Origin of the sequence: Aurantimonas sp. 22II-16-19i, from assembly GCF_002088275.1 — a bacterium.
Lineage (GTDB): Bacteria > Pseudomonadota > Alphaproteobacteria > Rhizobiales > Rhizobiaceae > Jiella.
Genome location: NZ_AQQS01000001.1, coordinates 159,048 through 183,881 on the forward strand (window position 1 = coordinate 159,048; position 24,834 = coordinate 183,881).

17 protein-coding genes are annotated in these 24,834 nt (G+C 68.0%); 9 read left to right on the forward strand and 8 right to left on the reverse strand.

Translation table 11 applies throughout. The annotated features are described in order from the left end of the window. Positions 1–49 precede the first annotated feature (49 nt). Positions 50–1,561: a sigma-54 dependent transcriptional regulator gene (locus tag ATO4_RS00800; RefSeq protein ID WP_083589495.1), complete on the reverse strand. Its 1,512-nt coding sequence runs from the start codon at positions 1,559–1,561 to the stop codon at positions 50–52. A 259-nt stretch (positions 1,562–1,820) separates the two neighbouring features. Here ATO4_RS00800 and ATO4_RS00805 point away from each other — a divergent pair, with 259 nt between their 5' ends. The 5 genes from ATO4_RS00805 to ATO4_RS00830 all read left to right on the forward strand — a co-directional run bounded on the left by ATO4_RS00805 (position 1,821) and on the right by ATO4_RS00830 (position 9,771). Continuing rightward, positions 1,821–3,647: a M3 family oligoendopeptidase gene (locus ATO4_RS00805; protein WP_083589496.1), complete on the forward strand. Its 1,827-nt coding sequence runs from the start codon at positions 1,821–1,823 to the stop codon at positions 3,645–3,647. A gap of 158 nt (positions 3,648–3,805) precedes the next feature. Further along, positions 3,806–5,362, forward strand: coding sequence for an ABC transporter substrate-binding protein (locus ATO4_RS00810; RefSeq protein WP_083589497.1), 1,557 nt, complete (start codon positions 3,806–3,808; stop codon positions 5,360–5,362). Positions 5,363–5,630: 268 nt separating this feature from the next. Continuing rightward, the gene (locus tag ATO4_RS00815; RefSeq protein ID WP_083589498.1) at positions 5,631–6,575 is read left to right on the forward strand and encodes an ABC transporter permease; all 945 of its coding nucleotides are present in this window, start codon (positions 5,631–5,633) and stop codon (positions 6,573–6,575) included. Continuing rightward, on the forward strand, positions 6,572–8,797 hold the full coding sequence (locus ATO4_RS28200; RefSeq protein WP_245308495.1) for a dipeptide/oligopeptide/nickel ABC transporter permease/ATP-binding protein: 2,226 nt from the start codon (positions 6,572–6,574) through the stop codon (positions 8,795–8,797). Before ATO4_RS00815 ends, ATO4_RS28200 begins: the two co-directional genes overlap by 4 nt. Continuing rightward, positions 8,794–9,771 (forward strand): oligopeptide/dipeptide ABC transporter ATP-binding protein, encoded by a 978-nt coding sequence (locus ATO4_RS00830; protein ID WP_083589499.1) that lies wholly within the window; start codon positions 8,794–8,796, stop codon positions 9,769–9,771. The genes ATO4_RS28200 and ATO4_RS00830 overlap by 4 nt, the downstream gene beginning before the upstream one ends. Before the next feature lie 413 nt (positions 9,772–10,184). On the opposite strand, the gene ATO4_RS00835 is transcribed toward ATO4_RS00830, so the two are convergent. After that, a complete protein-coding gene (locus tag ATO4_RS00835) occupies positions 10,185–11,291 on the reverse strand; it encodes a TRAP transporter substrate-binding protein (protein ID WP_083589500.1) in 1,107 nt (368 codons plus the stop codon). A gap of 219 nt (positions 11,292–11,510) precedes the next feature. Between ATO4_RS00835 and ATO4_RS00840 the strand changes: the two genes are divergently transcribed. Beyond that, on the forward strand, positions 11,511–14,846 hold the full coding sequence (locus ATO4_RS00840; protein ID WP_083589501.1) for an autotransporter domain-containing protein: 3,336 nt from the start codon (positions 11,511–11,513) through the stop codon (positions 14,844–14,846). Positions 14,847–14,995: 149 nt separating this feature from the next. Here ATO4_RS00840 and ATO4_RS00845 read toward each other — a convergent pair whose 3' ends face one another. After that, a complete protein-coding gene (locus ATO4_RS00845) occupies positions 14,996–16,099 on the reverse strand; it encodes a TRAP transporter substrate-binding protein (protein WP_083589502.1) in 1,104 nt (367 codons plus the stop codon). Positions 16,100–16,315: 216 nt separating this feature from the next. Here ATO4_RS00845 and ATO4_RS00850 point away from each other — a divergent pair, with 216 nt between their 5' ends. After that, positions 16,316–17,074 (forward strand): gamma-glutamyl-gamma-aminobutyrate hydrolase family protein, encoded by a 759-nt coding sequence (locus ATO4_RS00850; RefSeq protein WP_083589503.1) that lies wholly within the window; start codon positions 16,316–16,318, stop codon positions 17,072–17,074. A gap of 58 nt (positions 17,075–17,132) precedes the next feature. On the opposite strand, the gene ATO4_RS00855 is transcribed toward ATO4_RS00850, so the two are convergent. From ATO4_RS00855 to ATO4_RS00870, 4 genes are all read right to left on the reverse strand, one after another. Continuing rightward, positions 17,133–18,329 (reverse strand): nickel/cobalt transporter, encoded by a 1,197-nt coding sequence (locus ATO4_RS00855; protein ID WP_083589504.1) that lies wholly within the window; start codon positions 18,327–18,329, stop codon positions 17,133–17,135. After that, complete coding sequence (locus ATO4_RS00860; protein WP_083589505.1) at positions 18,311–18,961, reverse strand: DUF1007 family protein; 651 nt, start codon at positions 18,959–18,961, stop codon at positions 18,311–18,313. The genes ATO4_RS00855 and ATO4_RS00860 overlap by 19 nt, the downstream gene beginning before the upstream one ends. Before the next feature lie 448 nt (positions 18,962–19,409). Further along, positions 19,410–19,928 (reverse strand): L,D-transpeptidase, encoded by a 519-nt coding sequence (locus ATO4_RS00865; protein ID WP_083589506.1) that lies wholly within the window; start codon positions 19,926–19,928, stop codon positions 19,410–19,412. 369 nt (positions 19,929–20,297) lie between these two features. Next, positions 20,298–21,263, reverse strand: a complete 966-nt coding sequence (locus ATO4_RS00870) for a LysR family transcriptional regulator (RefSeq protein ID WP_083589507.1) — start codon at positions 21,261–21,263, stop codon at positions 20,298–20,300. 523 nt (positions 21,264–21,786) lie between these two features. Between ATO4_RS00870 and odc2 the strand changes: the two genes are divergently transcribed. Together odc2 and ATO4_RS00880 are read left to right on the forward strand one after the other, a co-directional pair. Then, on the forward strand, positions 21,787–22,920 hold the full coding sequence (gene odc2 / locus ATO4_RS00875) for an ornithine/lysine decarboxylase (protein ID WP_083589508.1): 1,134 nt from the start codon (positions 21,787–21,789) through the stop codon (positions 22,918–22,920). A gap of 224 nt (positions 22,921–23,144) precedes the next feature. After that, entirely contained in the window at positions 23,145–23,699 is a 555-nt protein-coding gene (locus tag ATO4_RS00880; RefSeq protein WP_245308522.1) for an N-acetyltransferase, read from the forward strand. Between the two features lie 232 nt (positions 23,700–23,931). Here ATO4_RS00880 and ATO4_RS00885 read toward each other — a convergent pair whose 3' ends face one another. Then, positions 23,932–24,618 carry a hypothetical protein gene (locus tag ATO4_RS00885; protein ID WP_139802176.1) on the reverse strand — a complete coding sequence of 229 codons (687 nt, stop codon included), beginning with the start codon at positions 24,616–24,618 and terminating at the stop codon, positions 23,932–23,934. Between the last annotated feature and the right edge of the window lie 216 nt (positions 24,619–24,834).

Genomic DNA, 24,834 nt, shown 5'->3' on the forward strand with positions numbered 1-24,834 from the left:
CAAGCCGTTGGCCGGCCATCGATCCGCCTGCCCCGGAGGGCGGCGTGCTTCAGCTGCGGTCCTCGATCTTGTATTCGCGCATCTTGCGGTAGAGCGTCGAGCGCCCGATGCCGAGGCGGCGGGCGATCTCGCTCATCCGTCCGTCATACTGCAGGACGGCCAGGCGGATCAGGTCGGCCTCGACGTCGACCATACGGCGCACTTCGCCCTCGCTGTCGCGCAGCGGGAAATCGCTTTCGACCAGCTGCTCGGGCCGCAGGACGGCCGTCCGCTCGCCGCGCCGCTCGGGCCCCGGTTCGGGCGACCGCGGCATCGGTCCGTTCGTTGCCGGTGCGAGGGTTCGCACCACCGCCCGTTCGGAGGCGATGTCCGCAGGCTCGGGCTGCGACGCGCCGACCGCCATCAGCGCCTCGACATGGGCGAAATCGCCGATGCCCAGCGTCTCGTTCTCGGACAGCACGACCGCCCGGTGCAGCGTGTTCTCCAGCTGCCGGATGTTGCCCGGCCAGTCATAGGCCTCGAGCAGCGCCAGCGCCTCGTCGTCGATGCCGGAGACCGGCGAGCGGGTCTCGACGGCCCGGAGCCGGGCGAGGATCTGCGCGGCGAGGCCGCGGATTTCCGAGCGGCGCTCGCGCAGGGCCGGCATGCGGATCTCGATGGCGTTCAGCCGGTAGTAGAGGTCCTCGCGAAACCGGCCCGCCGCGACGGCTTCGGCGAGGCTCCGGTTGGTGGCGGAGATGATCCGGACGTCGACGCGCATCGGCGCCTTGGCACCCACCGGATCGATCTCGCCCTCCTGCAGGACGCGCAGGAGCTTCACCTGGGCGGGCGGTGCGAGCTCGCCGATCTCGTCGAGGAACAGCGTGCCGCCGTCCGCTTCGACGAACTTGCCGCGATGCTCGGTGCTGGCGTCGGTGAAGGCGCCCTTGGCGTGGCCGAAGAGAATGCTCTCGACGAGGTCGGCCGGGATCGCGCCGCAGTTCACCGCGACGAAGGGCTTCGACGCCCGTTCGCCGGCCGAGCGGATGGCTCTCGCCAGCCACTCCTTGCCGGCGCCGGTCTCGCCCTCGAGGAGGATCGGGATGTTGGACAGGGCGGCCTTCGCCGCGATCTGCAGCACCGGCCGCATCGCCGGCGAGGCGCCTTCGAGCGAAATGCGGGAGGCGCCGCGCCTGGGGCGGGCGGCGGCATGCATGCGCACCGCATTGGCGAGGGTATCGCGCAGACGCTCCGGCGCCACCGGCTTGACCACGAAGTCGAAGGCGCCGGCGCGCATCGCCTCGACCACCGTGTCGATCGAGCCCTTGGCGGTCTGGACGACGATCGGCACGTCGTAGCGGCTGCGACGCATCTCGGCCATTACCTCGATGCCGCTCTTGTCCGGCATCATCAGGTCGAGCACGACGGCGGCGATCTGGCCACCCTGGCGCCCGCCGAGCGCGTCGAGGGCGGCGCGCCCGCCGTCGCAATGCAGCGGTCGCAGCCCCATGCGGGCGACGTGGGCGTCGAGCAGGCGACGCTGGATGGGATCGTCGTCGACGATGAGGACGATGTCGGTCATTGACGCCTCCGGTCTCGTCTTGATGCGAGAATGACCCACTTTGGCACGCACGGCTAAAATCCGACTGAACAAGCGCGGACAATCAATTCTCTGAAATTTCAGTCGAATTTGAACGAATCCTGGCCCCTCGGGCCCGGCCGGGCCGCAGTTTTCGCCAAGACTTGGCCGCAGGCGCCGGAACCGGTATTGCGGGGTGAAGGCTCGTGCGGAAACCGGCGGTTCGCAACCGCTCGCAGATGACGAAAGTGATGTGAGGACGATGAAGACGACGATCACGCCGGCCCGCTCCGCGGTGGAAGCGGCCGCTTCCGAGACGGGCGCCCTGCCCGAGTGGAACCTCGCCGATCTCTATCCGGCCATGGACAGCCCCCAGCTCGCCGCCGACCTCGAGGAGGCCCGGCAGTCGGCGAAGGCTTTCCAAGAGCGCTGGCGGGGCAAGCTCGCCGACGCTGCGGCCGCGCCGGACGGCAGGCTCGTCGAGGCGATCCTGGCCTATGAGGGCCTCGAGGAGCTGCTCGGCCGGATCATCTCCTATGCGGGACTGATCTATTCGGGCGACACGTCGGACCCGCAGCGGGCGAAGTTCTACGGCGACACCCAGTCGAACGTCACCGACATCGCTTCCAAGCTCCTGTTCTTCGCGCTGGAGCTCAACCGCATCGAGGACGCCGTGATGGATGCGGCGATGGACCGCGATCCGGCACTCGCCCACTATCGCCCCTGGATCGTCGATCTGCGCAAGGACAAGCCGTTCCAGCTGGAGGACCGGGTCGAGGAGCTGTTCCACGACAAGTCGGTCACCGGCGCCGGCGCCTGGAACCGGCTGTTCGACGAGACGCTGACCTCGCTGCGCTTCACCGTCGACGGCGAGGACATGGCCATCGAGGCGGCCCTCAACATGCTGCAGGACAACGACCCCGAGCGGCGCCGCAAGGCTGCCAACGCCCTCGCCAACGTGTTCTCGGAGAACCTGCGCGTCTTCACGCTGATCACCAACACGCTGGCCAAGGACAAGGAGATCTCCGACCGCTGGCGCGGCTTTGCCGATGTCGCCGACAGCCGGCATCTCGCCAACCGGGTCGAGCGCGAGGTGGTCGACGCGCTGACGGCCGCCGTCGACGAGGCCTATCCGCGGATCTCCCATCGCTACTACGCCATGAAGGCGAAGTGGCTCGGCGTCGACCAGCTCGAATACTGGGATCGCAACGCCCCGCTGCCCGACGCCAAGCGCCGTGACATCCCCTGGGACGAGGCCCGCTCGACGGTGCTGTCGGCCTATTCCGGCTTTGCCCCGGAGATGGCCGAGATCGCCGAGCGCTTCTTCGACAATTCCTGGATCGATGCGGCGATCCGGCCCGGCAAGGCGCCCGGCGCCTTCGCCCATCCGACGGTGCCGAGCGTCCACCCCTATGTGCTGCTCAACTACATGGGCAAGCCGCGCGACGTCATGACGCTCGCCCACGAACTCGGCCATGGCGTCCATCAGGTGCTGGCAGGCCGGCAGGGCGCGCTGATGGCGCCGACGCCGCTGACGCTCGCCGAGACCGCCTCGGTGTTCGGCGAGATGCTGACCTTCCGGTCCCTGCTGGATCAGGCGAAGACCGAGGCCGAGCGCAAGACGATGCTCGCCTCCAAGGTCGAGGACATGATCAACACGGTCGTCCGCCAGATCGCCTTCTACCAGTTCGAGCGGAAACTCCACACCGAGCGGCGCGGCGGCGAGCTGACCGCCGAGCGGATCGGCGAGATCTGGCTCGACGTGCAGGGCAGGAGCCTCGGGCCGGCGATCCGCCTCGGCGATGGCTACGACACCTACTGGACCTATGTGCCGCACTTCATCCACTCGCCGTTCTACGTCTATGCCTACGCCTTCGGCGACTGCCTGGTGAACTCGCTCTACGCGGTCTACCGGAACTCCGAGACCGGCTTCCAGGAGAAGTATTTCGAGATGCTCAAGGCCGGCGGCACCAAGCATCATTCGGAGCTTCTGGCGCCCTTCGGCCTCGATGCCTCCGATCCCGCCTTCTGGTCGAAGGGTCTCGCCATGATCTCCGGCTTCATCGACGAACTGGAAGCGATGGGCTGATCCCGTTCAGCCAGGACGCAGCGACGATCGACTGCCGAAAGGCCGCCTCAGGGCGGCCTTTTGGTTTCCAGGGCCGACCCGCCGCGAAATCGGACCATTTCCTTGCCATCCGCAGGCATCCCCTAGTTTTCGCAGCACCGCCTCGGAAAGGAGCCCTCATGCGAAACCTCTTGGCCGCCGCGTTGGCCCTCTGCGCCATGGCGCTGCCACTGCCAGCCACCGCCCAGACCCCGCCGAACGTCCTCATCGTCGGGCAGATCGCCGAGCCGAAGTCGCTCGATCCCCAGGCGGTGACCGCGACCAACGATTTCCGCATCCTGGTGAACGTCTTTGACGGTCTCGTGCGCTTCAGGAAGGGCACGCTGGAGATCGAGCCGGCGCTGGCGAAAAGCTGGGACATCTCCGACGACGGCACGACCTACACGTTTCACCTGCGCGACGACGTCACCTTCCAGGACGGCACCCCCTTCGACGCCGAGGCGGTGAAGTTCACCTTCGACCGCATGCTGAAGGACGACCACCCGTTCCACGACACCGGGCCGTTCCCCCTCGCCTTCTTCTTCTCGCAGGTTGACGAGGTGACCGCCAAAGATGCGCACACCGTCGTCTTCAAGCTGAAGGAGCCCTTCGCGCCCTTCCTGTCGAACCTTGCCTATCCGACCGGGCTGATCGTCTCGCCGGCGGCGGTGAAAGAGTACGGCCAGGAATTCGGCCGCCATCCGGTCGGCACCGGGGCGTTCAAGTTCGAGGGCTGGGATCCGAATTCGAAGGTCGTGGTCTCGCGCAACGACGCCTACTGGGACGCCGCGCCGCAGATGGAAGCCGTCGTGTTCCGGCCGATCGCCGACGCCAACACCCGCGTCGCGGAGATGCTGTCGGGCGGCATCGACCTGATGGTGGAAGTGCCGCCGGACAGCCTGCAGCAATTCCGCGACGACGCGGCCTATCAGGTCTACGAGCAGGCCGGCCCGCATCTCTGGTTCCTGATCCTCAACACCAGGGAGGGTCCCTTCTCCGACAAGCGCGTGCGCCAGGCGGTGAACTACGCCATCGACAAGAAGGCGCTGACCGAGGACGTCCTGCAGGGCACCGCCACCATTGCGGACGGGCCGATCCCCGCCGCCTTCGAATGGGCCAATGACGGCTCGGTCGAGCCCTACCCTTATGATCCCGAAAAGGCGAAGGAGCTGATCCGCGCCGCCGGAGCCGAGGGCAAGACGCTGACATTCTATGTCCCGGAAGGCGGCTCCGGCATGCTCGACCCGGTGGCGATGGCGACCGCGATCCAGGCCGACCTGAAGAAGGTCGGGCTCGACGCCCGCATCCAGACCTACGAGTGGAACACCTATCTCGCCAACGTCAATCCGGGCCTCGAGGGCAAGGCCGACATGGCCGAGATGGCCTGGATGACCAACGATCCCGATACCCTGCCCTTCCTGGCGCTGCGCACGGACGCGATGCCGGACAAGGGCGGCTTCAACTCGGGCTACTATTCCAATCCCGAGGTCGACAGGCTGCTCGACGAGGCGCGCCGCAAGACGGACCAGAAGAAGCGCGGCGAACTCTACGGGCAGGTGCAGCAGATCGTCCATGACGACGCCCCCTGGGCCTTCGTCGCCAACTGGAAGCAGAACGCCGTCTCGACGGCAGGGGTGCAGGGATTCGAGCTGGAGCCGTCGTTTCTGCTGATCCTGAAGGACGTGACGAAGGGGTGAGGATGGCGCCCGTTTCGTCTCTGCGATCGATTTTCAACCGAGCGGCAGCTGGCCCCCCTCTGCCCTGCCGGGCATCTCCCCCACGAGGGGGGAGATCGGCGGCTTCGGAGCTCGGCACGCGGTATCCGCGGTTGGTGCAGATCGCATGGTCGACAGGTAGGTGGCACGCTGCCGCGAGATCGATCTCCCCCCTTGTGGGGGAGATGTCCGGCAGGACAGAGGGGGGTATCGGCGGCAGGGCGCGGCGGGCACTTCGGCGGCCGCACCCATGACCGCCACCATCGCCCGCCGCCTCCTCGCGGCCATCCCCGTCCTGTTCGGCCTTTCCGTCGTCGTCTTCCTGATGATCGCGCTGATTCCCGGCGATCCGGCGACCGCCATTCTCGGCTCCTATGCGACGCCGGAGAACGTCGCGCGGCTCAACGCCTCGCTCGGCTTGGACAAGAGCCTGCCGCAGCAGTATCTCGCCTGGATGTCCGGCGTCGTCACCGGTGATTTCGGCCGCTCCTACGCGCTTAATCGGCCGGTGATCGACATCGTCCTCGAGCGCTTCTCGGCGACCCTGCTGCTCGCCGGCGCCTCGCTTCTCCTCGCTACGGTCTTCGGTCTGCTCGCCGGCATCGTCTCGGCGGTGCGCCAGTTCGGCCTTGCCGACAAGGCGATCACTCTCGTCGTGCTGATCGGCATCTCGGTGCCGTCCTTCTGGCTGGGGCTGCTGCTCATCCTGTTCTTTGCGGTGAAGATCAAGCTGTTCCCGGCGAGCGGCATGGTGGCGATCTATGGCGGCGGCGGGCCGCTCGACATCCTGCACCACCTCGTCCTGCCGGCGATCACGCTCGCCCTCGTCGCCACCGGCGTCATCGCCCGGCTGACCCGCACGGCGATGCTGGAGGTGCTGCGACAGGACTATATCCGCACCGCAAGGGCCAAGGGCCTGACCGAGCGCCGGGTGATCTATCGCCATGCCTTCATGGCGGCGCTGGTCTCGGTGGTCCCGGTCATCGGCATCCAGGCCGGCTTCGTCCTCGGCGGCGCGGTCTATGTGGAAACGGTGTTCCAGTGGCCAGGCATCGGCGCGATGCTGGTGAATGCGATTTCCCAGCGCGACGTCCTGCTCGTCCAGGGCGGCGTCCTCGTCGTCGCGGCCTCCTATGTCCTGTTCAACCTCGCCGCCGACGTCTGCCAGACCCTGCTCGATCCGAGGCTCAAATGACCGCGGCTGCGACGACGTCGGAGGGCACGGCGACCCCGCGGGAGCGGCAGCGCCGGGAGCGCCCCTCGACCTTCGCGCTCATCCTCAACAACCGCCTCGCGGCGGCAGGCCTCGGCATCCTTGCCGTCATCGTCCTGGCGGCGCTCGCAGCGCCCATCCTGCCGCTCGCCGATCCGAACGCCACCGATCCGGCGAACCGCCTCGCGCCGCTGTTCTCCGAAAACCATCCCTTCGGCACCGACGCGCTCGGCCGCGATATGCTCGCCCGCCTCGTCTGGGGAACGCGGGTGTCGCTGGTCGTCGGCTTCTCGGCCTCGCTGATCGCTGCCTTCTTCGGCTCGGCCATCGGCCTCGTCGCCGGCTATGCGGGTGGCCGGACCGACCAGATGCTGATGCGGCTGATCGACCTGATGATGGCGTTTCCCTACATCCTGCTGGCGCTCGCCATCGTCGCGATCCTCGGCCCCGGGCTGATCAACGCGCTCTATGCCATCGCCATCGTCAACGTTCCCTTCTTCGCCCGCAACATCCGCGGCATCACCGTCGGCCTCGCAAGGCGCGAATTCGTCGATGCGGCGAGGCTCTCCGGCAAGGGGCCGCTGCGGATCCTGTGGTCCGACATCCTGCCCAACGTCCTTCCGACCATCGTCATCACGCTCTCGACCACCGTCGGCTGGATGATCCTCGAGACGGCGGGGCTGTCGTTTCTCGGCCTCGGCGCCCAGCCGCCCCAGGCCGATCTCGGCTCGATGCTCGGCGACGGCCGCAAGGTGATGTTCACCGCGCCGACGATCTCGCTGGTGCCCGGCCTGATGATCTTCCTGATCGTCATGAGCATCAACCTGATCGGCGACGGCATCAGGGACGCGCTCGACCCGCGGCTGCGATCGGGCGCGCTGGCGCGGCCGTCGTTCAGGACGAGGGTGGCGAAGGATCGGCGCGTTCCGAAGGATGACGGGGATCGGGGGCCTTTGCCTGCCGACGTATCCGGCGGTGGCCGCCCCCCTCTGCCTGCCGGCATCTCCCCCACAAGGAGGGAGATCGATAGGTCTGAGACGCCACCGCGGCGTGATCTCCCCCCTTGCGGGGGGTCCGAAGGACGGGCGAGACCCGAGGCTCGCCCCGGCGACCGGCAGTGCAGAGGGGGGTGCCTCGGCGCCGACCGTGCCGGAGGAAACAATGAGGACGATAGCGCCGAAGCCCCCATCCTCGCAGTCCGCGACCTGCACACCGATTTCCACATGGGCTCCGAGGTCTACCATGCCACCGGCGGCGTCGATCTCGTCATCCGCCCCGGCGAATGCCTCGGCCTCGTCGGCGAATCGGGCTCGGGAAAATCGGTGACGGCGATGAGCATCATGGGCCTCGTGCCCTCGCCGCCGGGCGTCATCGCCGGCGGGCGCATCGGCTTCCAGGGCGAGGACCTCGCCGAGGCCTCGGACAGGCGCATCCGCCAGTTGCGCGGCGGCGCCGTCTCCCACGTCTTCCAGGATCCCCTGGCGACGCTGCATCCGCTCTTTCCCGTCGGCGACCAGATCGTCGAGGCGATCCGCGCCCATCAGCCTCTGTCGCGGCGCAAGGCCGAGACCAAGGCGCGCGAACTCCTCGATCTGGTGCGGATTCCCAACGCCGCCCAGCGCATGAAGGCGCTGCCGCACGAGCTCTCCGGCGGGCTGCGCCAGCGCGTCTCGATCGCCATGGCGCTCGCCAACGACCCGCAGCTGATCATCGCCGACGAGCCGACGACGGCCCTCGACGTGACGGTGCAGGCCGAGGTGCTGCGGCTCCTCGACGAGCTGCGGCGCGAACGACAGACCGCCGTCCTCTTCATCACCCACGACTTCGGCGTGGTTTCGGAGATCGCCGACCGGGTGGCGGTGATGTATGCCGGCCGGATCGTCGAGACCGGCCAAACCCAAGAGATCCTGACCGAACCGGCCCACCCCTATACGCGCATGTTGATCGACTGCGTGCCCGTCATGGGCGAGCCGGAGCGCCGCCTCGACGCGGTGCCCGGCCGGCCGCCGGCGGTCAACCGCCTGCCGCCCGGCTGCGCCTTCGCCGATCGCTGCCCGCGGGTGGAGGCGGACTGCCGGTCCGGCGAGATCCCTCTGGAAGACAGGCGCGGCAGCCTCCAGGCCCGGTGCCTCCATCCGCTGCGGCCGGGCGAAGCCCTCTTCGGAGCGGCGGGCGAAAACCATCTCCCCGAGGCATCGCGATGAGTGCCGCCGCGCCCCTCATCGAGATCCGCGACCTCGCCCGAACTTTCGGCGGCGGACGGACGATCTTCGGCACAGCCAAGCCGCAGCTGACCGCCGTGCGCGGCGTCTCGCTCGACGTCGCCCGGGGCGAGACTCTCGGCATCGTCGGGGAATCGGGCTGCGGCAAGTCCACCCTCGCCCGCATGCTGGTCGGCCTCGACCGACCGACGCGGGGGGCGATCCGCCTCGACGGCGAGGATCTCTCCGCATCCGGCACGAAGGCCCTCGCCCGGCGCGTCCAATACGTCTTCCAGGACCCGGTCTCCTCGCTCAATCCGCGCCAGACCATCCGCGAGATCCTCGAGGCGCCGATGCGCCACCTCCTCGGCGTCGGCCGGGCCGAGCGCGCGGCGCGGCTGGAGAAGCTGGTCGAGGACGTGAACCTTCGGCCGGAATTCCTCGAGCGCTATCCGCACGAGTTCTCGGGTGGCCAGGCCCAGCGGATCGGCATCGCCCGGGCGCTCGCGGCCGAGCCCGACGTCGTCGTCCTCGACGAGCCGGTCTCGGCCCTCGACGTCTCGGTGCAGGCACAGGTGCTCAACCTCCTCGACCGGCTGAAGCGCGAGCGCGGCCTCACCTATGTCTTCATCAGCCACGACCTTGCCGTGGTCGAAAGCGTCGTGACCCGGGTGGCGGTGATGTATTTCGGCGAAATCGTCGAGACGGCGCCGGCGCGCGCGATGTTCCGCGCGCCGCTGCACCCCTATACCAAGCTCCTCATCGACTCCGCCCCCGTGCCGAACCGCAAGCGGGCGAAGCGCGGCGGCGACAGCGGCGAGCTACCGGACCCCTACGATCCGCCGCCCGGCTGCCCCTTCGCCGCCCGCTGCCCGCGGGTCGAGGCCGATTGCCGCGCGGCGATGCCGCCGCTGGAGGCGAAAGAGCGAGGCGACGGCCACCGCGCGGCGTGTTTTCATCCGCTTTCAGGGCCATAGGAGGGTTCGCCCATTGCCTCTTGCCCGTCATCGCCAATCGGCGTTTCACGGTGCACAGGCGCGGCAGGATGAGCGCGAAACCCGACGCTTCGTCATCCCGGCCCCCGAGCCGGGATCCACGCCTTTGCCGTCAACGCTGCTCTTCGTTTCAGTAAGATCAATGCGTTGACGAGGAAACATGCTCGCAATGCCGGCGGTTTGGAATGGATCCCGGCTCGATGGCCGGGATGACGAAGCGTGGATGCTTGCGTCCCTCCGTCAAGGCCGATGCCACGCGGCAAGAGCCGCCGAGATTGCTGTGTGCCAGAAAGCCCGGATGCGGCACGCGGCCAAAGGCGGAAACGCAGCGGCGAATGAAAAAGGCCCGCCGAGCGACCGACGGGCCCCTTGCGATCAAACGAAACAGCGCGTTCTCACAGCGCGCCGCTGCGCTGCTGGATCATCATGAAGGTGTCGAAGTTGTATTCGGCGAGCTGCTCCCAGAGATAGCTCTCCGCCCGGAACGCCGCCTGGCTGTCGTAAAGCGTCTTGAACTCGGCGTTTTCCGCCGCGATCTTCTGCATGACCTCCTCGGAGGCCTGGAAGCTCGCCTGCAGGATCTCCTGGGTGAAGGGGCGCAGCTGCGCGCCCTCGCCGACGAGGCGCTTGATCGCCTTGGGGTTTTCCCAGTCGTAGGTCGCCAGCATGTGGCCGTTGGCCGCCTCGCAGGCCGCCTTGACGATGGCCTGGTAGGGCTTGGGCAGCGCGTTCCACGTGTCGAGGGTGATCATCGCGTGGGTGGCGGCGCCGCCCTCCCACCAGGCGGGATAGTAGTAGTAGGGCGCGACCTTCACGAAGCCGAGCTTCTCGTCGTCATAGGGGCCGACGAACTCCACCGCGTCCAGCGTGCCCTTTTCCAGCGCGGCATAGATGTCGCCGGCAGGAATCTGCTGCGGCACCACGCCGAGCTTGGCCATCACCTGGCCGGCAAGGCCGGCGATGCGCATCTTCAGGCCCCTCATGTCGTCGAGGGCGTTGATCTCCTTGCGATACCAGCCGCCCATCTGGGCCCCGGTGTTGCCGGCGGGGCGCGCGAAGATGCCCTGCTTTTCGAAGAAGGCGTCGAGCAGTTCGTTGCCGCCGCCCTGGTCGAACCAGGCATTCTGCTGGCGGGCGTTCAGCATGAACGGCACCGTGGTGCCGAAGGCGAAGGCCGGGTTCTTGCCGACGTAGTAATACGATGCCGTATGCCCCATCTCGACGGTGCCGCTCTGCACCGCGTCGAGCACCTGGCCGCCGGGGACGATCTCGCCGGCGGCGAAGGTCTGGATCTCGAACTGGCCGTCGGTCATCTCCCGCACATAGTCGGCGATGTACCTGGCCGCGCCGAAGAGAGCCGGAAGCGAGTTCGGGAAGGACGAGATGCAGCGCCACTGGAGCTTCGGATTGCTCTGGGCGATGGCCGGGGCCGCAAGGGTCGAGGCGGCACCGAAGCCGGCGGCGCCGGTGGCGACACCGCGGATGAATTTGCGTCTGTCCATTTTGGTCTCATTCCCGAACAAAGCGACGCCGCCCAAGGGGCGGCGATGAGATTCCGATCAGCGGCCGAAGCCGAATTCTCGCGCGACCATATGCACCGCTGACGAAAAAGCAACACACGGCGTGGAACGGCGCAAACGCGGCGCATTCGAGGCAATTGTGTCATCCCTGTGTCATGCGGGCGCCCTAACCGGCGAGCCTCGAATGTCAGGGGGCTCATCATGTTCAGATTCGTCGCAGGCGTCAGCCTGATCGCCATCACGGCTGCTCTCGGGGCGGCGCCCACGGCCGCCCGGGCGGACAGCTTCAGCGTCGAAGCCGGCACCGAGACCGCTGCCCAGGCCGTCACCGGCACCGATACGGGCAACGTCGCGGCTGGTGCTGCCCTGATCGTCGACGGCGACGATGCGATCGTCTGGGAAGGCCCCTCCGCCGGCGTCGTCGTCACCAATGCCGGCACGATCTCGTCCACCGACGATCGCGGCATCGACACCGACGAGGCCAGCGGCTTCTTCACCCTGAACAATCTCGAGGGCGCGACGCTGTCGGCCGACAACGACGCCTTCCGCATCGGCGACGACGGCGTCGTCACGGTCGTCGTCAGCAACGCGGGCACGATCACCTCGGCGGGCGGTCAGGCGATCGATTTCGGCTCGCTCGAATCGCCGGACGCCTCGATCACCATCGTCAACACCGCCACCGGCGTCATCGAAGCCGAGGACAACGACGCGATCCGGCCTGGCTCCGGCACCATCGTCATCGACAATGCCGGGCTGATCGACACCACGGCGGGCACCGACCGCGCCATCAATGTCGAGAACTACACCGACATCGTCTCGCTGGTGATCACGAACCAAGAAGGTGGCACGATCGTCTCGATGGGCGACACGATCCGCATCACCGAAGACGACGACGATGCCGACACGGGCGCGGCAACAGGATCCTTCGTCATCGACAATGCCGGCGTGATCGCCTCCGTCGGTACCGGCGACGACAACGGGCAGGCGCTGGACCTGAACGGCCTCGAGTCCGATACCACCGGTGCGACGATCATCAACCGCGAGACCGGGGCGATTTCCGCCGCCGACGCCGACGCGATCCGCCCCGGCGCCAACGCCACGGTGGAGAATTCCGGCACGATCTTCGGCGGCGCCGCCGATCCGGACGACGGCAATGACGGCATCGACTTCCAGGACGATGCCGGCGGCACGGTCATCAACCATGCGACCGGCACGATCACCGGCACCCGCCACGGCATCACCGGCGACGAGGCGGTCACCATCGCCAATGACGGCACCATCACCGGCCTCGACGGTTCGGGCGTCAACATCGACAACGGCATCTTCGACCCCGACAACGACGAGAGCGTCATCGGGTCGAACGGCACGGTCTTCGTCACCAATACCGGGACGATCACCGGGACGGCCAATGGCGCCGACGGCGACGGCATCGACGTCGACGGCCTTCTCTCCCTTCAGAACTCCGGCACGGTCGAGGCGGTCGGAACCTCCGGGGAATCGATCAACGAGGCGCTCGCCATCGGCGGCGGCACGATCGTCAACCGTGCCACCGGCGTGATCCGCGCGCCCGGCCGGGCGATCACCGTCGACGACAGCGACCTCGGCGACGCGGTCGGCGCGACCACCATCGACAATGCCGGCCGGATCGAGGGCGGCACCGACGGCGCCATCAAGATCACCGGCAGCTATGCCGACACGCTGATCAACACCGGCACGATCGTCGGCGACGTCGATCTCGGCGGCGGCGACGATGTGGTGGTCATGGACACCGGCGCGACGATGGACGGCATCGTCGACGGCAATGACGGCGCGGACTCCGTCAGTCTCGTCGGCACCGGCGCCGCCACTCTCTTCGACACCCGCAATGTCGAGACGCTGAACGTGGTTGGCGGCAGCTGGACCGTCGACAGCGACCAGAGCTTCGTGTCCGGTACGACGATCGCTTCCGGCGCCGCGCTCACCGTCGATGCGGGCCTCGCCAGCATGGTCACGGTGGGCAGCGGGGCATTCCTCGCCGGCACCGGCACCGTCTCCGGCCTTGATGCCTCCGGCACCGTCAGCCCCGGCGACACCGACGGCGCGGTCGCCACGCTTTCCGTCGACGGCGATGCGAGCTTCAATCCGGGCTCGACCTATGTCGTCGACATTTCCGGCACGACGTCCGACCAGATCGCCGTCTCGGGCACCGCGACGCTCGGCGGCGGCACCGTCGAAGCCGGAACGCTCACCAATCCCGACGTCGCCTTCGTCATCCTCAGCGCCGCCGGCGGCGTCTCCGGCACGTTCGACAGCGTGACGGCCGACGAGGACTTCCTCTTCATCGACCCGACCCTCTTCTATGCGGCGACGAGCGTCACCCTCGGCCTCGAGCGCAACGCCACGTCCTTCGCCAGCTTGGCTGGCAGCGCCAACGGCCGCAGCGTCGCCAGCGCCATCGAGGCGGGCGGCACGGGCGATCTCTACGACGCTCTCCTCCGCCAGACGACGCAAGCAGACGCCGCCCGTGCCTTCGACCTCGCCTCGGGCGAGGTCTATGCCGGCATCGGCACCGCCTTGATCGGCGCCGGCGAGACGAGCGGCGACCTGATCCTGCAGCACCTTCGAGCCAGCCGGGCAGGCAGCGCCGCAACGGGAACGCCGCCCCTCGCCTATGGCGAAGAGACCGGTCCCGACGGCACGTTCGCCGGCTTCGGCTATCCGGCGCAGCCGAGCCTCGGCGGGGTGCAACTCTGGGGCGCCGGCTATGGTGACTGGACGGACTATTCGGGCAACGGCGTCGCCGATCTCGATGCCAAGACCGGCGGCTTCCTCGCCGGCGTCGACGGCATGATCGGCGACTGGTCGGTCGGCATCGCCGGCGGCTATTCCCGCACCGACATCGACGCCGACGGGCTCGCCAGCAGCGCCGATGCCGACAGCTACCAGATCGCCCTCTATGGCGGCCGCAGCTTCGGGGCGGTCAATCTCGGCCTCGGCGGGTCCTACGCCACCCACGACATCGACGTGTCGCGGTCGCTCGCCTTCCCCGGCTTCTCGAATGCCCTGTCGGCCGGAATCGATGCCGACAGCCTGCGGCTGTTCGGCGAGGTCAGCACTGACATGACGGTCGGCGGAGTGGCCCTGCAACCCTTCGCCGGTCTGTCCTGGACGCACTTCTCCCTCGACGACTTCACCGAGACCGGTGGCTCGGCCGCACTGCGCGGCGAGGGCTACGACCAGGACGTCGGCGCCTCCACCCTCGGCGTCCGGCTTGCGACGTCCTTCGAGGCGAACGGCATGACGGTTTCGCCGCGGGCGACGCTCGGCTGGCGCCATGCCTTCGGCGATACCGATCCGGACGTCGCGCTCTCCTTCGTCGACACCGGCGCCGACTTCGCCGTCAACGGCGCGGCGATTTCCGAGAATGCGGCGATCGTCGAGGCGGGCGTCGACGTCGAGGTGGCGCCGAATGCCACCCTCGGCCTCAGCTATCGCGGCAACTTCGGCGAGGACGCCACCAGCAACGGCGTCACCGGCCGGTTCGCCGTGAGGTTCTGAACGGCGCCGAGAGACCGGGAGGCGCTGGGCGACCAGCGCCTCCGCAAAACGAAACAGGCCGCCCCTCGGGGCGGCCTGTTTCGTTTGGTTGCTCGCGGCCCTCGGCCCGCCCGTCAAGCGCGCCGAGATTCGTTGCGGCTCGGTGAGGCTCAGAGCGTGCCGTTGCGCTGCTGGATCATCATGAAGGTGTCGAAGGTGTATTCCGACAGCTGCGCCCAGAGATAGGCGTCCTTCTTGAAGGCGAGCTGGTTGTCGTAGATTTCCTTGAAGGAGGCGTTCCCGGCGGAAACCTCGGCATAGACTTCCTTCGCCGCATCGTAGGAGGCCTGCATGATCTCCTGGCTGAAGGCCCTCAGCTGCGCCCCCTGGTCGACGAGGCGGCGGATCGCCTGCGGGTTCTTGTAGTCGTAGGAGGCCAGCATGTCGTTGTTGGCGGCCTGGGCCGCGGTCCTCAGCAGCGACTGGTAGCGCGTCGGCAGGGCGTCGTACTTCTCCTTGTTGATGAAGACGGCGACGGTCGGGCCGCCCTCCCACCAGCCGGGATAGTAGTAGTAGGGCGCGACCTTGACGAAGCCGAGCTTCTCGTCGTCATAGGGACCGACCCATTCGGCGCCGTCGATGACTCCCTTTTCCAGCGAGGGATAGATGTCGCCGCCGGCGATCTGCTGGGGCACCACGCCGAGCTTCGACATGATCTGCCCGGCGAGGCCCGCGATCCTGAGCTTCAGACCCTGCAGGTCGGCGACGGCGTTGATCTCCTTGCGATACCAGCCGCCCATCTGGACGCCGGTGTTGCCGGCCGGAAAGCCGACGAACCCTTGCGTCTCATAGAACTTGTTCATCAGGTCGATGCCGCCGCCGTAATAGTGCCAGGCATTGACCTGGCGGGCGTTGAGGCCGAAGGGAATGGCCGCTCCCATGGCATAGGTGACGTCCTTGCCGACATAGTAGTAGGGCACCGTGTGGCACATCTCGACGGTGCCGGAGGAGACCGCGTCGGCCGCCTGCAGGCCGGGGACGATCTCGCCCGCGGCAAAGACCTGGATCTCGAAATTGCCGTCGGTCGCCTCGCGCACATATTTCGCGACGGTCTCGCCGCCGCCATAGATGGTGTCGAGCGACTTCGGGAAGGACGAAGTCAGGCGCCAGGTGATCTTCTCGTTCTCCTGGGCGATGGCGGGCGCGGCCAATGTCGAAGCCGCGGCGGCGCCGGCTCCGATGCCTGCCTTGGTGATGAATGTACGACGATCCAAAATGAAACTCCTCCCAAGTGTCGGTCCCTCCGGCCGTCCGGGCACGAAGGCGCGATGCGGCTCCATCCATCCCGCCGCAGCCCTTCGTGTTTAGCTTTGTGAGCGGCTGAAGAAAAGCAGGCGCCCGACAATCGGCGCGGGTATTTCGCCGGGCGGGCTTCCGGGAACCGCCGGCGCGAGCTATCTGCCGCAGGACCACCGCAGAAGAGTAGCCCGATGACCGCCGCCTCCCCCCTCGTCGCCGTACCGGCCGACATCCGCGAGTTCCAGAACTATCGCTGGCACGCCAGCCCCGACACCTATCTGAAGGCGCTCCTGCGGGTCGCCGGCGCGACGCCGGTCATCGTCCCGGCGATGGCGGAGGAGATCGACCTCGCCGCGATCCTCGACCGGGTCGACGGGGTGATGACGACCGGCTCGGCCTCCAACGTCCATCCCTCCCGCTACGGCGCCGAGCCGTCGCCCTCCTACGAGCCCTTCGACACCGACCGCGACGACCTGACGGATCGGCTGATCCGGGAGGCGCTGCGGCGCGGCCTGCCGCTTCTGGCGATCTGCCGGGGCCACCAGGAGCTGAACGTCGCCTTCGGCGGCACACTGGCGACCGAGATCCAGGAGATCGATGGCCGCATGGACCACCGCGCCATCACCCACGAGGACCAGCGGGAGCGCTATGCCACCCGCCACGAGGTGGCGGTCACCGCCGGCGGGCTGCTCGCCTCGATCGTCGGGACCCCGGAGATCCGGGTGAACTCGCTGCACCGCCAGGCGATCGACCGGCTCGGCGAAGGGCTGACGGTGGAGGCGAGCGCGCCCGACGGCACGGTCGAGGCGATCTCCGTCGAGGGTGCGAAGGGCTTCGTCCTCGGCGTGCAGTGGCATCCCGAATTCTGGGCCGAGAACGACGCGCCGTCGGCGGCGATCTTCGAGGCCTTCGGCGCCGCCTGCCGGGCTTATCGCGACCGGCGCGACTGAGCGCGCGCGCCGCAGCGCCGGCAGAGCGCCGTCGGCATCGTCGTCATCGTCACCGCCGTCACAGCGTCGTCAGCGCACCGCCCAGAAGCCCGATGCCGACGAGGGTGAGGAGCACCGCGCCGAGAATCTCGAGGCCGAGGCCCACCAGGGCGGCGCGGCGGGCATGGCGCCCCGCCCGCTCGACGGCACTGCGGGCGAGGACGGCGAAGGTCGCCAGCGCCGAGACGGTGATCGCGGTGCCCGCCGCCATGGCGAAGACCGAGACGAGGCCGCCGAGATAGAGCTGGTTGAGCAGCGCGAAGGTCAGGACCACGATGGCGCCGGCGCAGGGGCGAAGCCCGACCGATGCGATCAGCGCCGCAGCCGTCTTCAGCGTCAGTGGCCGGCGCAGCTGCGCGGGATCGGCGATGTGCTGGCGGCCGCAGCCGCAGTCGTCGGCCGCCTCGTCGCAGACGACGCCGGCCGGCAGCGCCTCGGCCGCCCGCATCGTCGGCGCCCTCGCCTCACCCGGCGCGGCGAAGGCCAGCGTGCCCATCGCCGAGCCCTCGCCCGCGGTCGACAGGCGCCGCATCGACGCCCCCCGCACCGACGAACCGAAGCGCGCAAAGGGCCGCCACTGGCGCGCCAGCTTGACCAGCGCCCGCGCGAGCAGCGCCAGGCCGAAGAGGACGACGAGGCCATAGGAGGCGATCTCCAGCCAGTCGGTCGCGTCGGTCATCGAGATGCCGGTGCCGCGCAGGACATACCAGCCGGCGCCGACGACCAGGATTGCCGTGATCGCCTGCATCAGCGACGAGGCGATGGCGAGGCCGACGCCGCGCCGGAGCTCCGCCCGGCTCGCCAGCATGTAGGAGGAGATCACAGCCTTGCCGTGTCCGGGGCCTGCTGCGTGGAAGATGCCGTAGGCAAACGAGATCCCGACGAGGAGGACAAGCGCGCCGTCGCCGCGCTTCAGCCCGACCAGCGCCTCGCGCAGCGCCGAGAAGAACTCCCGCTGCTTCTCGGCGATCAGGACGAAGAGCCCGGAGAAGAGGCCGTTGCCGGGCGTCGTGATGGCGTCCGAGGTGCCGATGCCGATCGAGGAACGGGCGAGGGCCGGATCGCTCGCCACGCAGACCGCGAGGCCGGCCGCAAGGCACAGCAAGGCGATCGCGCCGAGCCGCCGGAACGGCCCCGCCTCGCGCGCCGCGGCCGACGCGGTCCCGCGCGGCCAGCGCGGCGACCGTCGGCCGCCGATCAGCTCGCCGCCTTGCATGACACCTCCAGGCGGGTGGCGAGGATGTCGGCGTAGGCGTTCGCCTGGTCCTGCGGCACCTCCTCGTCCGGGCCGATCCCGGCGATCGTGTTCATCCAGGCCTTCGCCGCCTCGTCCTCGTCGGGAACGTGGATGGTCTTGACGCATCCGCCCGGCAGGTCGATCAGCTGGAAATCCTCGGCGCCCTTGAAGTCGAAGGCGACGAAGAAGCTCTCGTCGAAATTCGCGACCTTCACCGATTGCTTCGTCAGGTCGACCGGCTCGGCGACCGGCAGTTCGAAGAAGAAGATCAACTGGCCGTTCTCGAACAGCGTGTGGATCTTCTCCGGGGCCCCGAGCTTCACGTCACGGCTGCCGATCTCGGCGAAGGTGTAGAAGCCCCATTCGGCGATCGACTGGCGGACTGTCTCGCCGACGGCGTCGAGCTCCTCGGGATCGAGCGCGCCATTGGCGTTCTTGTCGAAATCGACGACGACGGAGGAGGAGAACAATTCGTCCATCCGCCAGACGTTGCGGATCGCCGTGAACGCCCCCGCCGCATCGCCGACGATCTCGACATGCGGCTCGACGAACACATGCGGATGGGCCAGTGCGGCCGTCGTGGCGCAGGATGCTGTCACCAGCGCCCCCATCCGTAAAACCAACCGGTTCAGCAAGACGATCCCCTTTCGAGCCGGAGCCTGAAGACCCCAGAACCATGGCCGAAATTTGAACGACCGGCTCCGGTCGAGCGCATCACTGTCGGCCTGCTGCAGGAATACATGCCAGCCGGTCCAAAACCGATCTCGAGGCGCTCTGGTCCGTTGACGGCGACTGCATGCGTTCCCCGGACCCCATGCGTTCCGCCGGATCGGGTCGACCGCACGATACGATTGACGCGAGGACACTCGCCCGGAACGAGGGCGGCGCATGGGTCGACGGACAGCACTTGTGGCATCCGGCCTGGGACGAGTCCGGCCAGCGTTCAGAATTCCCCGTGGGGCGTCATCGAGCTTGCGGCGGAACGGGTCGTTCTCGCCAGCCCCCTGGCAGGATCGCTCAAGCGAGTGGTTCCGGCGCTCGGCAGTCGCCTTCCCGGGCCTACCGCTCGACCAGGACCTGGGCGCCCACATGGACGCGTTCGTAGAGGTCCTTGACGTCGGCATTGCGCATGCGGAAGCAGCCGGACGAGGCGGCGCTGCCGATGGAGTTCGGCGAGTTGGTGCCGTGGATGCGATAGGCCGTCCAGCCGAGATTCATCGCCCGTTCGCCGAGCGGGTTCTTCGGGCCAGGACCGACGGATTGCGGCAGGCTGGCATTGCGCGCCCGCATGTCCGGCGTCGGGATCCAGGTCGGGTTCGGCCGCTTCATCGACACCCAACTCCGGCCGAACCACTGCTCGCTCGGCTTGCCGACGGCGATGTCGTATTCGAGCGCGCGGCCGTTGCCGGTTAGGAGATAGAGCTTTCGCTCGGAAGTCCGGATGACGATGGTGCCCGGATCGCCAGGCGCGGCAAAGCTGGTCTCGCGCGGTCCCGAGCCGCCCTTGGCGAGCGCTGGCGCGGCGGGCGCCATCGCAAGGGTGGCGCAGAGGACGGCGGAGACGAGAAGATGGCGCATGGCGAGACCGTGTCACGGGATGGCTGAACGGCCGGTTAACGGCACGTTCCGGCCAGGATTGGGACATGTCCGCGCGGCGGGTTCAATCACCGGCCACGGGGCTCCAGAGCATTTGATGGGGAGGTGATGCCGTAAGGTCACGTGCCGCCGCGGCGCCCACGAAGCGATCGGCAGATGATCTTGGCAGCAGGCCTGGCGCTCAGCCGCGCCGGCCTCGTCACCACGCCCTGACGGGTCTTCTGCCTGACGGGCCGGACCCGCGGTCGCCGCTACTCGATCTTCGCCATCCCCAGCGGGACGGCGAATTCCTCGCACCAGATCCAGACCTCGTTATAGCCGCGCCGCGCCTCGATCCCGCCTCGCCCCGCCTCAGGCCACCTGGTCCGGCCGCGCCGCTCCATCGGCGGCGTGGCCGTTGGCCAGCTCGCCGGCGACCTTGCGATTGCACTTCTTGAACCACTCGGCGAGATAGTCGACGAAGACCCGCACCCGGGCCGGCAGATGCCGGCGGTGCGGGAACACCGCATAGATCCCGGCATCGCTGGTCATGTACTCGTCGAGGACGGTGACGAGCCGGCCCGCCTCCAGATCGTCGCGAACGACGAAGGAGGGGCTGAGCGCGAATCCGAGGCCGGCCAGCGCCGCGGCGCGCACGGTCACCGGGCTGTTGGCGGTGAACTGGCCGGAGACGGCGACGGAGATCTGTTCCTGGGTCACCGGATCGCGGAACATCCAGTTGGAGAACATGCGGGAATTGGAATCGACCACGGCCGGATAGTCGACGAATTCGCTCGGATGGCTCGGCCTGCCGAGCCGCGCGAGAAGCTCGGGGCTGGCGACGATGGCAAAGTCCAGCGACGCGAGCCGGCGGGCGATCATCGCCGAATCGTTCAGCCGCGTCATGCGGATGGCGACGTCGAAGCCTTCCTCGACCAGATTGACGAAGTTGTCGTCGAGATGGATGTCGAGCCCGATGTCCGGATAGGCCTTGGCGAAGTCGACGAGGCTGAGGCCGAGTTCGGCATCCCCGAAGGTGCGCGCCGCCGACACGCGGATGCGCCCCTTCGCCTCGCCGGTGGCTTCGCGCGCCTCCTCGTTCAGGCTTTCGAGGTCGGAGAGAATCGTCCCCGCCCGGCGCACATAGACCTCGCCGGCGGCCGTCAGCGCGATCTGCCGGGTGGTGCGGTTGATCAGGAGGACGCCGAGTTCGTCCTCGAGCTCGCGAACATATTTCGACAGAAGCGCCTTCGATCGCCCGGTCTTGCGGGCGGCGGCCGAGAACCCCTCGTTCTCGACCACGGCGAGAAAGGCGCGCATCCTGGTCAGTGTGTCCATGGCTTCGAGCTTGCTCCAACCTGACCCAATGTGACCGCGCTGCCGCAGCCATTCCCCTTCCTTGAACGGCCGGGGCAAAAAATCAACCGTATGCCCGCATGGCCCTTGCGCATGACAAGAACTCGGCATACATCGCCGCTTGCCCCATGTCGCACGTGCCTGTGGGCGTCCCACGGTCCTCAGATGCGAGGGTAGCCGTGACGGTACCTGGACGTAACACACCCAGTCGATTTCGCGAGCCGCGCGATATCGAGGACGCCTTGAAGCAACGACGGTCCGGGCCTTTCTGGTCTCTCCTGGTCTCCATCGCCGGGAATACTGAAGAGGCACACCTTCCTTGCCTGAAGTGCGGCGGGTTCAAGCCCTCCAAACCATGGCAGACGAAAGCGGAATGCTCGCGTTTTCTGGCGCGGGTTTCCGACCAAGTCGCGTCGCGAAACCGTGACTCCCGAACGACGTCGTCGCTCGGGTGATCGGTAGCGCACGCTCCCTGTTGACCCCTTTTGGTCCCTCGGAGGCACCCATGGTCACCCAGCGCATCATCGACTTCCTCGCCACCCGCCGTCCGGACGGCCCCTGCCTCGTCGTCGACCTCGACGTCGTCGAGGACAATTTCCGCGCCTTTCGCCGCGCCCTGCCCGATTCCGCCATCTTCTACGCGGTGAAGGCCAACCCGGCGCCCGAGATCCTGCGGCTCCTCGCCTCGCTCGGCTCCAACTTCGACTGTGCTTCGGTCGCCGAGATCGAGATGGCGCTGGACGCCGGCGTGACGCCCGCTCGCATCTCCTATGGCAACACCATCAAGAAGGAGCGCGACGTCGCCAAGGCGCATGCGCTCGGCGTGTCGCTGTTCGCCGTCGACTGCGTCGAGGAGGTCGAGAAGATCGCCCGTTCGGCGCCCGGCGCCCGCGTCTTCTGCCGCGTCCTGACCAATGGCGAGGGCGCCGAGTGGCCGCTGTCGCGCAAGTTCGGCTGTGTTCCGGCGATGGCCGTCGACGTCCTCGACACCGCCAACGGGCTCGGCCTCAAGGCGACCGGCGTCTCCTTCCATGTCGGCTCGCAGCAGACCGACACCAACGCCTGGGACGCGGCGATCGCCGACGCCAAGTTCGTCTTCGACGCGCTGGCCGCAAAGGGCATCACCCTCACCCTCGTCAACATGGGCGGCGGCTTCCCGACCCGTTACCTCAAGGACGTGCCGGCGGCGGCGGCCTACGGCCAGGCGATCTTCCAGAGCCTGACCAAGCATTTCGGCAACCAGCTGCCGGAGACGATCATCGAGCCGGGCCGCGGCATGGTCGGCGATGCGGGGGTCATCAAGACCGAGGTCGTGCTCGTCTCGAAGAAGTCGAAGGCGGACGAGAACCGCTGGGTGTTCCTCGACATCGGCAAGTTCGGCGGTCTCGCCGAGACGATGGACGAGGCGATCCGCTACCCGATCCTCAGCGCTCGCGACGGCGACGCGATGGAGCCCTGCGTCCTCGCCGGCCCAACCTGCGATTCGGCCGACGTGATGTACGAGAAGACGCCCTACCCGCTGCCGGTCTCTTTGACCGTCGGCGACGAGCTCCTGATCGACGGAACCGGCGCCTACACGACGACCTACGCCTCGGTCGCCTTCAACGGCATCGAGCCGCTCAGGGCCTATGTGATCTGATGGCGGCCATGACCGACCCCCGCAATCTCCGACGATGGGAAGGGCGAAGACCGCCCTTCCGGTCCGGCGCAGACCGCCTGTCGAAGCGATAGTCTTCGACAGGCGCGGCGCCGGGCTGTTTCGCCCGCGCGCCGCAAGCGGCACGCATTCCTTCAACCTCCTTCTTCGTGTTCCGGGAGGTTTTCGTGACCGCATTCGTCTCTTCATCCGCCTTTGCCGATGCCATCCCTTTCGCCGCTATCGTCGACGAGGAGCGCGGCCATGTGCCCGCCAGGGAAGCCCTGCTCGACGCCGCCATGGGTCCCGCCCGCACCCGCAAGTCGTCCGAGCAGATTCGCGCCGGCCGGCTGCCGGCCGAGCGCCTCGCCTTCTCGGCCCTTCGCCCGGACGGCTCGCTGGTCGGCACCGTGCGTCTCTGGAACGTAGCGGCCGGCACGAAGGACGGCGCCAGCGTTCCGGCGCTCCTCCTCGGCCCTCTCGCGGTTTCCCCGGAGAGCCAGGGCACCGGCCTCGGCAGCCTGTTGATGCGCTGCGCCATCGCCGAAGCCGCGAGGCTCGGCCACGGCGCGATCATCCTCGTCGGCGATCCGGAATATTACGCCCGCTTCGGCTTCTCCGTGGACAAGACCGGGGCGCTTTCGATGCCGGGCCCGTTCGAGCCGCGGCGCCTGCTGGCGCTGGAGCTGGTGGAAGGTGCGCTCGACGGCGCGGCGGGCGTCATTGCGCCGACCGGCCGCTTCGTTCTGGAAGAGCCGTCGGAGATGGTTCTGGCGGCCTAAGGCCGGGTCGATGAGTGGTTTGATGGCCGCCGCTTTGCATGCCGCCGTCCACGGCGGCGGCGAAGCTGCGGCGATCGACCATCTCGGCCTTCGGATGCTTCGGGCCTGGCTCGATCAAGATCCCGGCAAGCGGGAACCCGGGATCGAATGCAAGGCCTTGGCATCTGTGGCAGGGGTGTCGCCGAAGCCTCGTTCGATGAGGCAAGCGCGGATCGGCCGGACGGCCGACCGATCATTCAGGCAGGTCGAACCCGAAGCTCGTGAGCCACTTGTCGGTCCAGGCGCTGAAATTGGCCTCGGCGGGGCCAGTTCCGGCATCGGACCAGAGACCCGTCTCGCCGCTCTGCCTCGCGCTGAGGAGCGCAGCATGCGCCGCCTGGAAGTCGTCCATCATCGACTGGTAGGTGCTGTTGCCGTTGACGTCGGCGATGTTCTGGATCATGGCGCCGCCGCCGGCGAACTTGAAGCCGACGACGAACTCGCCCGCGGAAAACTGTCCGCGATTGTCGCGGATGGTGGCGCCGATCGCATTCACGATGGCATTCTCGAGGGTCATCCCGGCGTTCCTGCCCTTCTCGGCCTGGACCTTGGCGGCAAATTCCTCGCCGTTTTGCGCGATCAGCTTCTTCAGCGTGTCCTTGACCCGCGGATCGCTGGACTGGAACAGGTCGGAATCGAGATAATCGAGAGCGGCCTGAACGACCCCGTCCTGCTTTTCCTTCCCGTCCCACAGCCCGTTGTTGATGGAGGAGGACGCCTGGAGCCGGGCGCCGCCGGTCTCGCCGGAGACGCCCGTCACAGCCGCGAGGATGGCGTCCGGGGCGGAAGCCTGATCGCCGGCCGTTGCGGCCGCGGTCGAAGGGCCAGCCTGCTGCAGGATCAGCACGGCGGCGCTGTTCATGGACGAAACGGAAGTCATTGCATGCTCCCTGGCGGTGCACCCCTTCGCCTGGCATGGCAAGGCGGTGCCTGGATCGACGGGTCGCGCCCGCCTCGATCCGCAAATGGCAGATGATCCGTAGGGTAACTTCGTACGACTAACGAACTAATAATTGCGGATTGCATCCGTTTCCGCCGGGCATCGGGAAGACAGGCCTGCAATTGCCTGCCGCGACGTTGGCAGCCGATCGGCCTC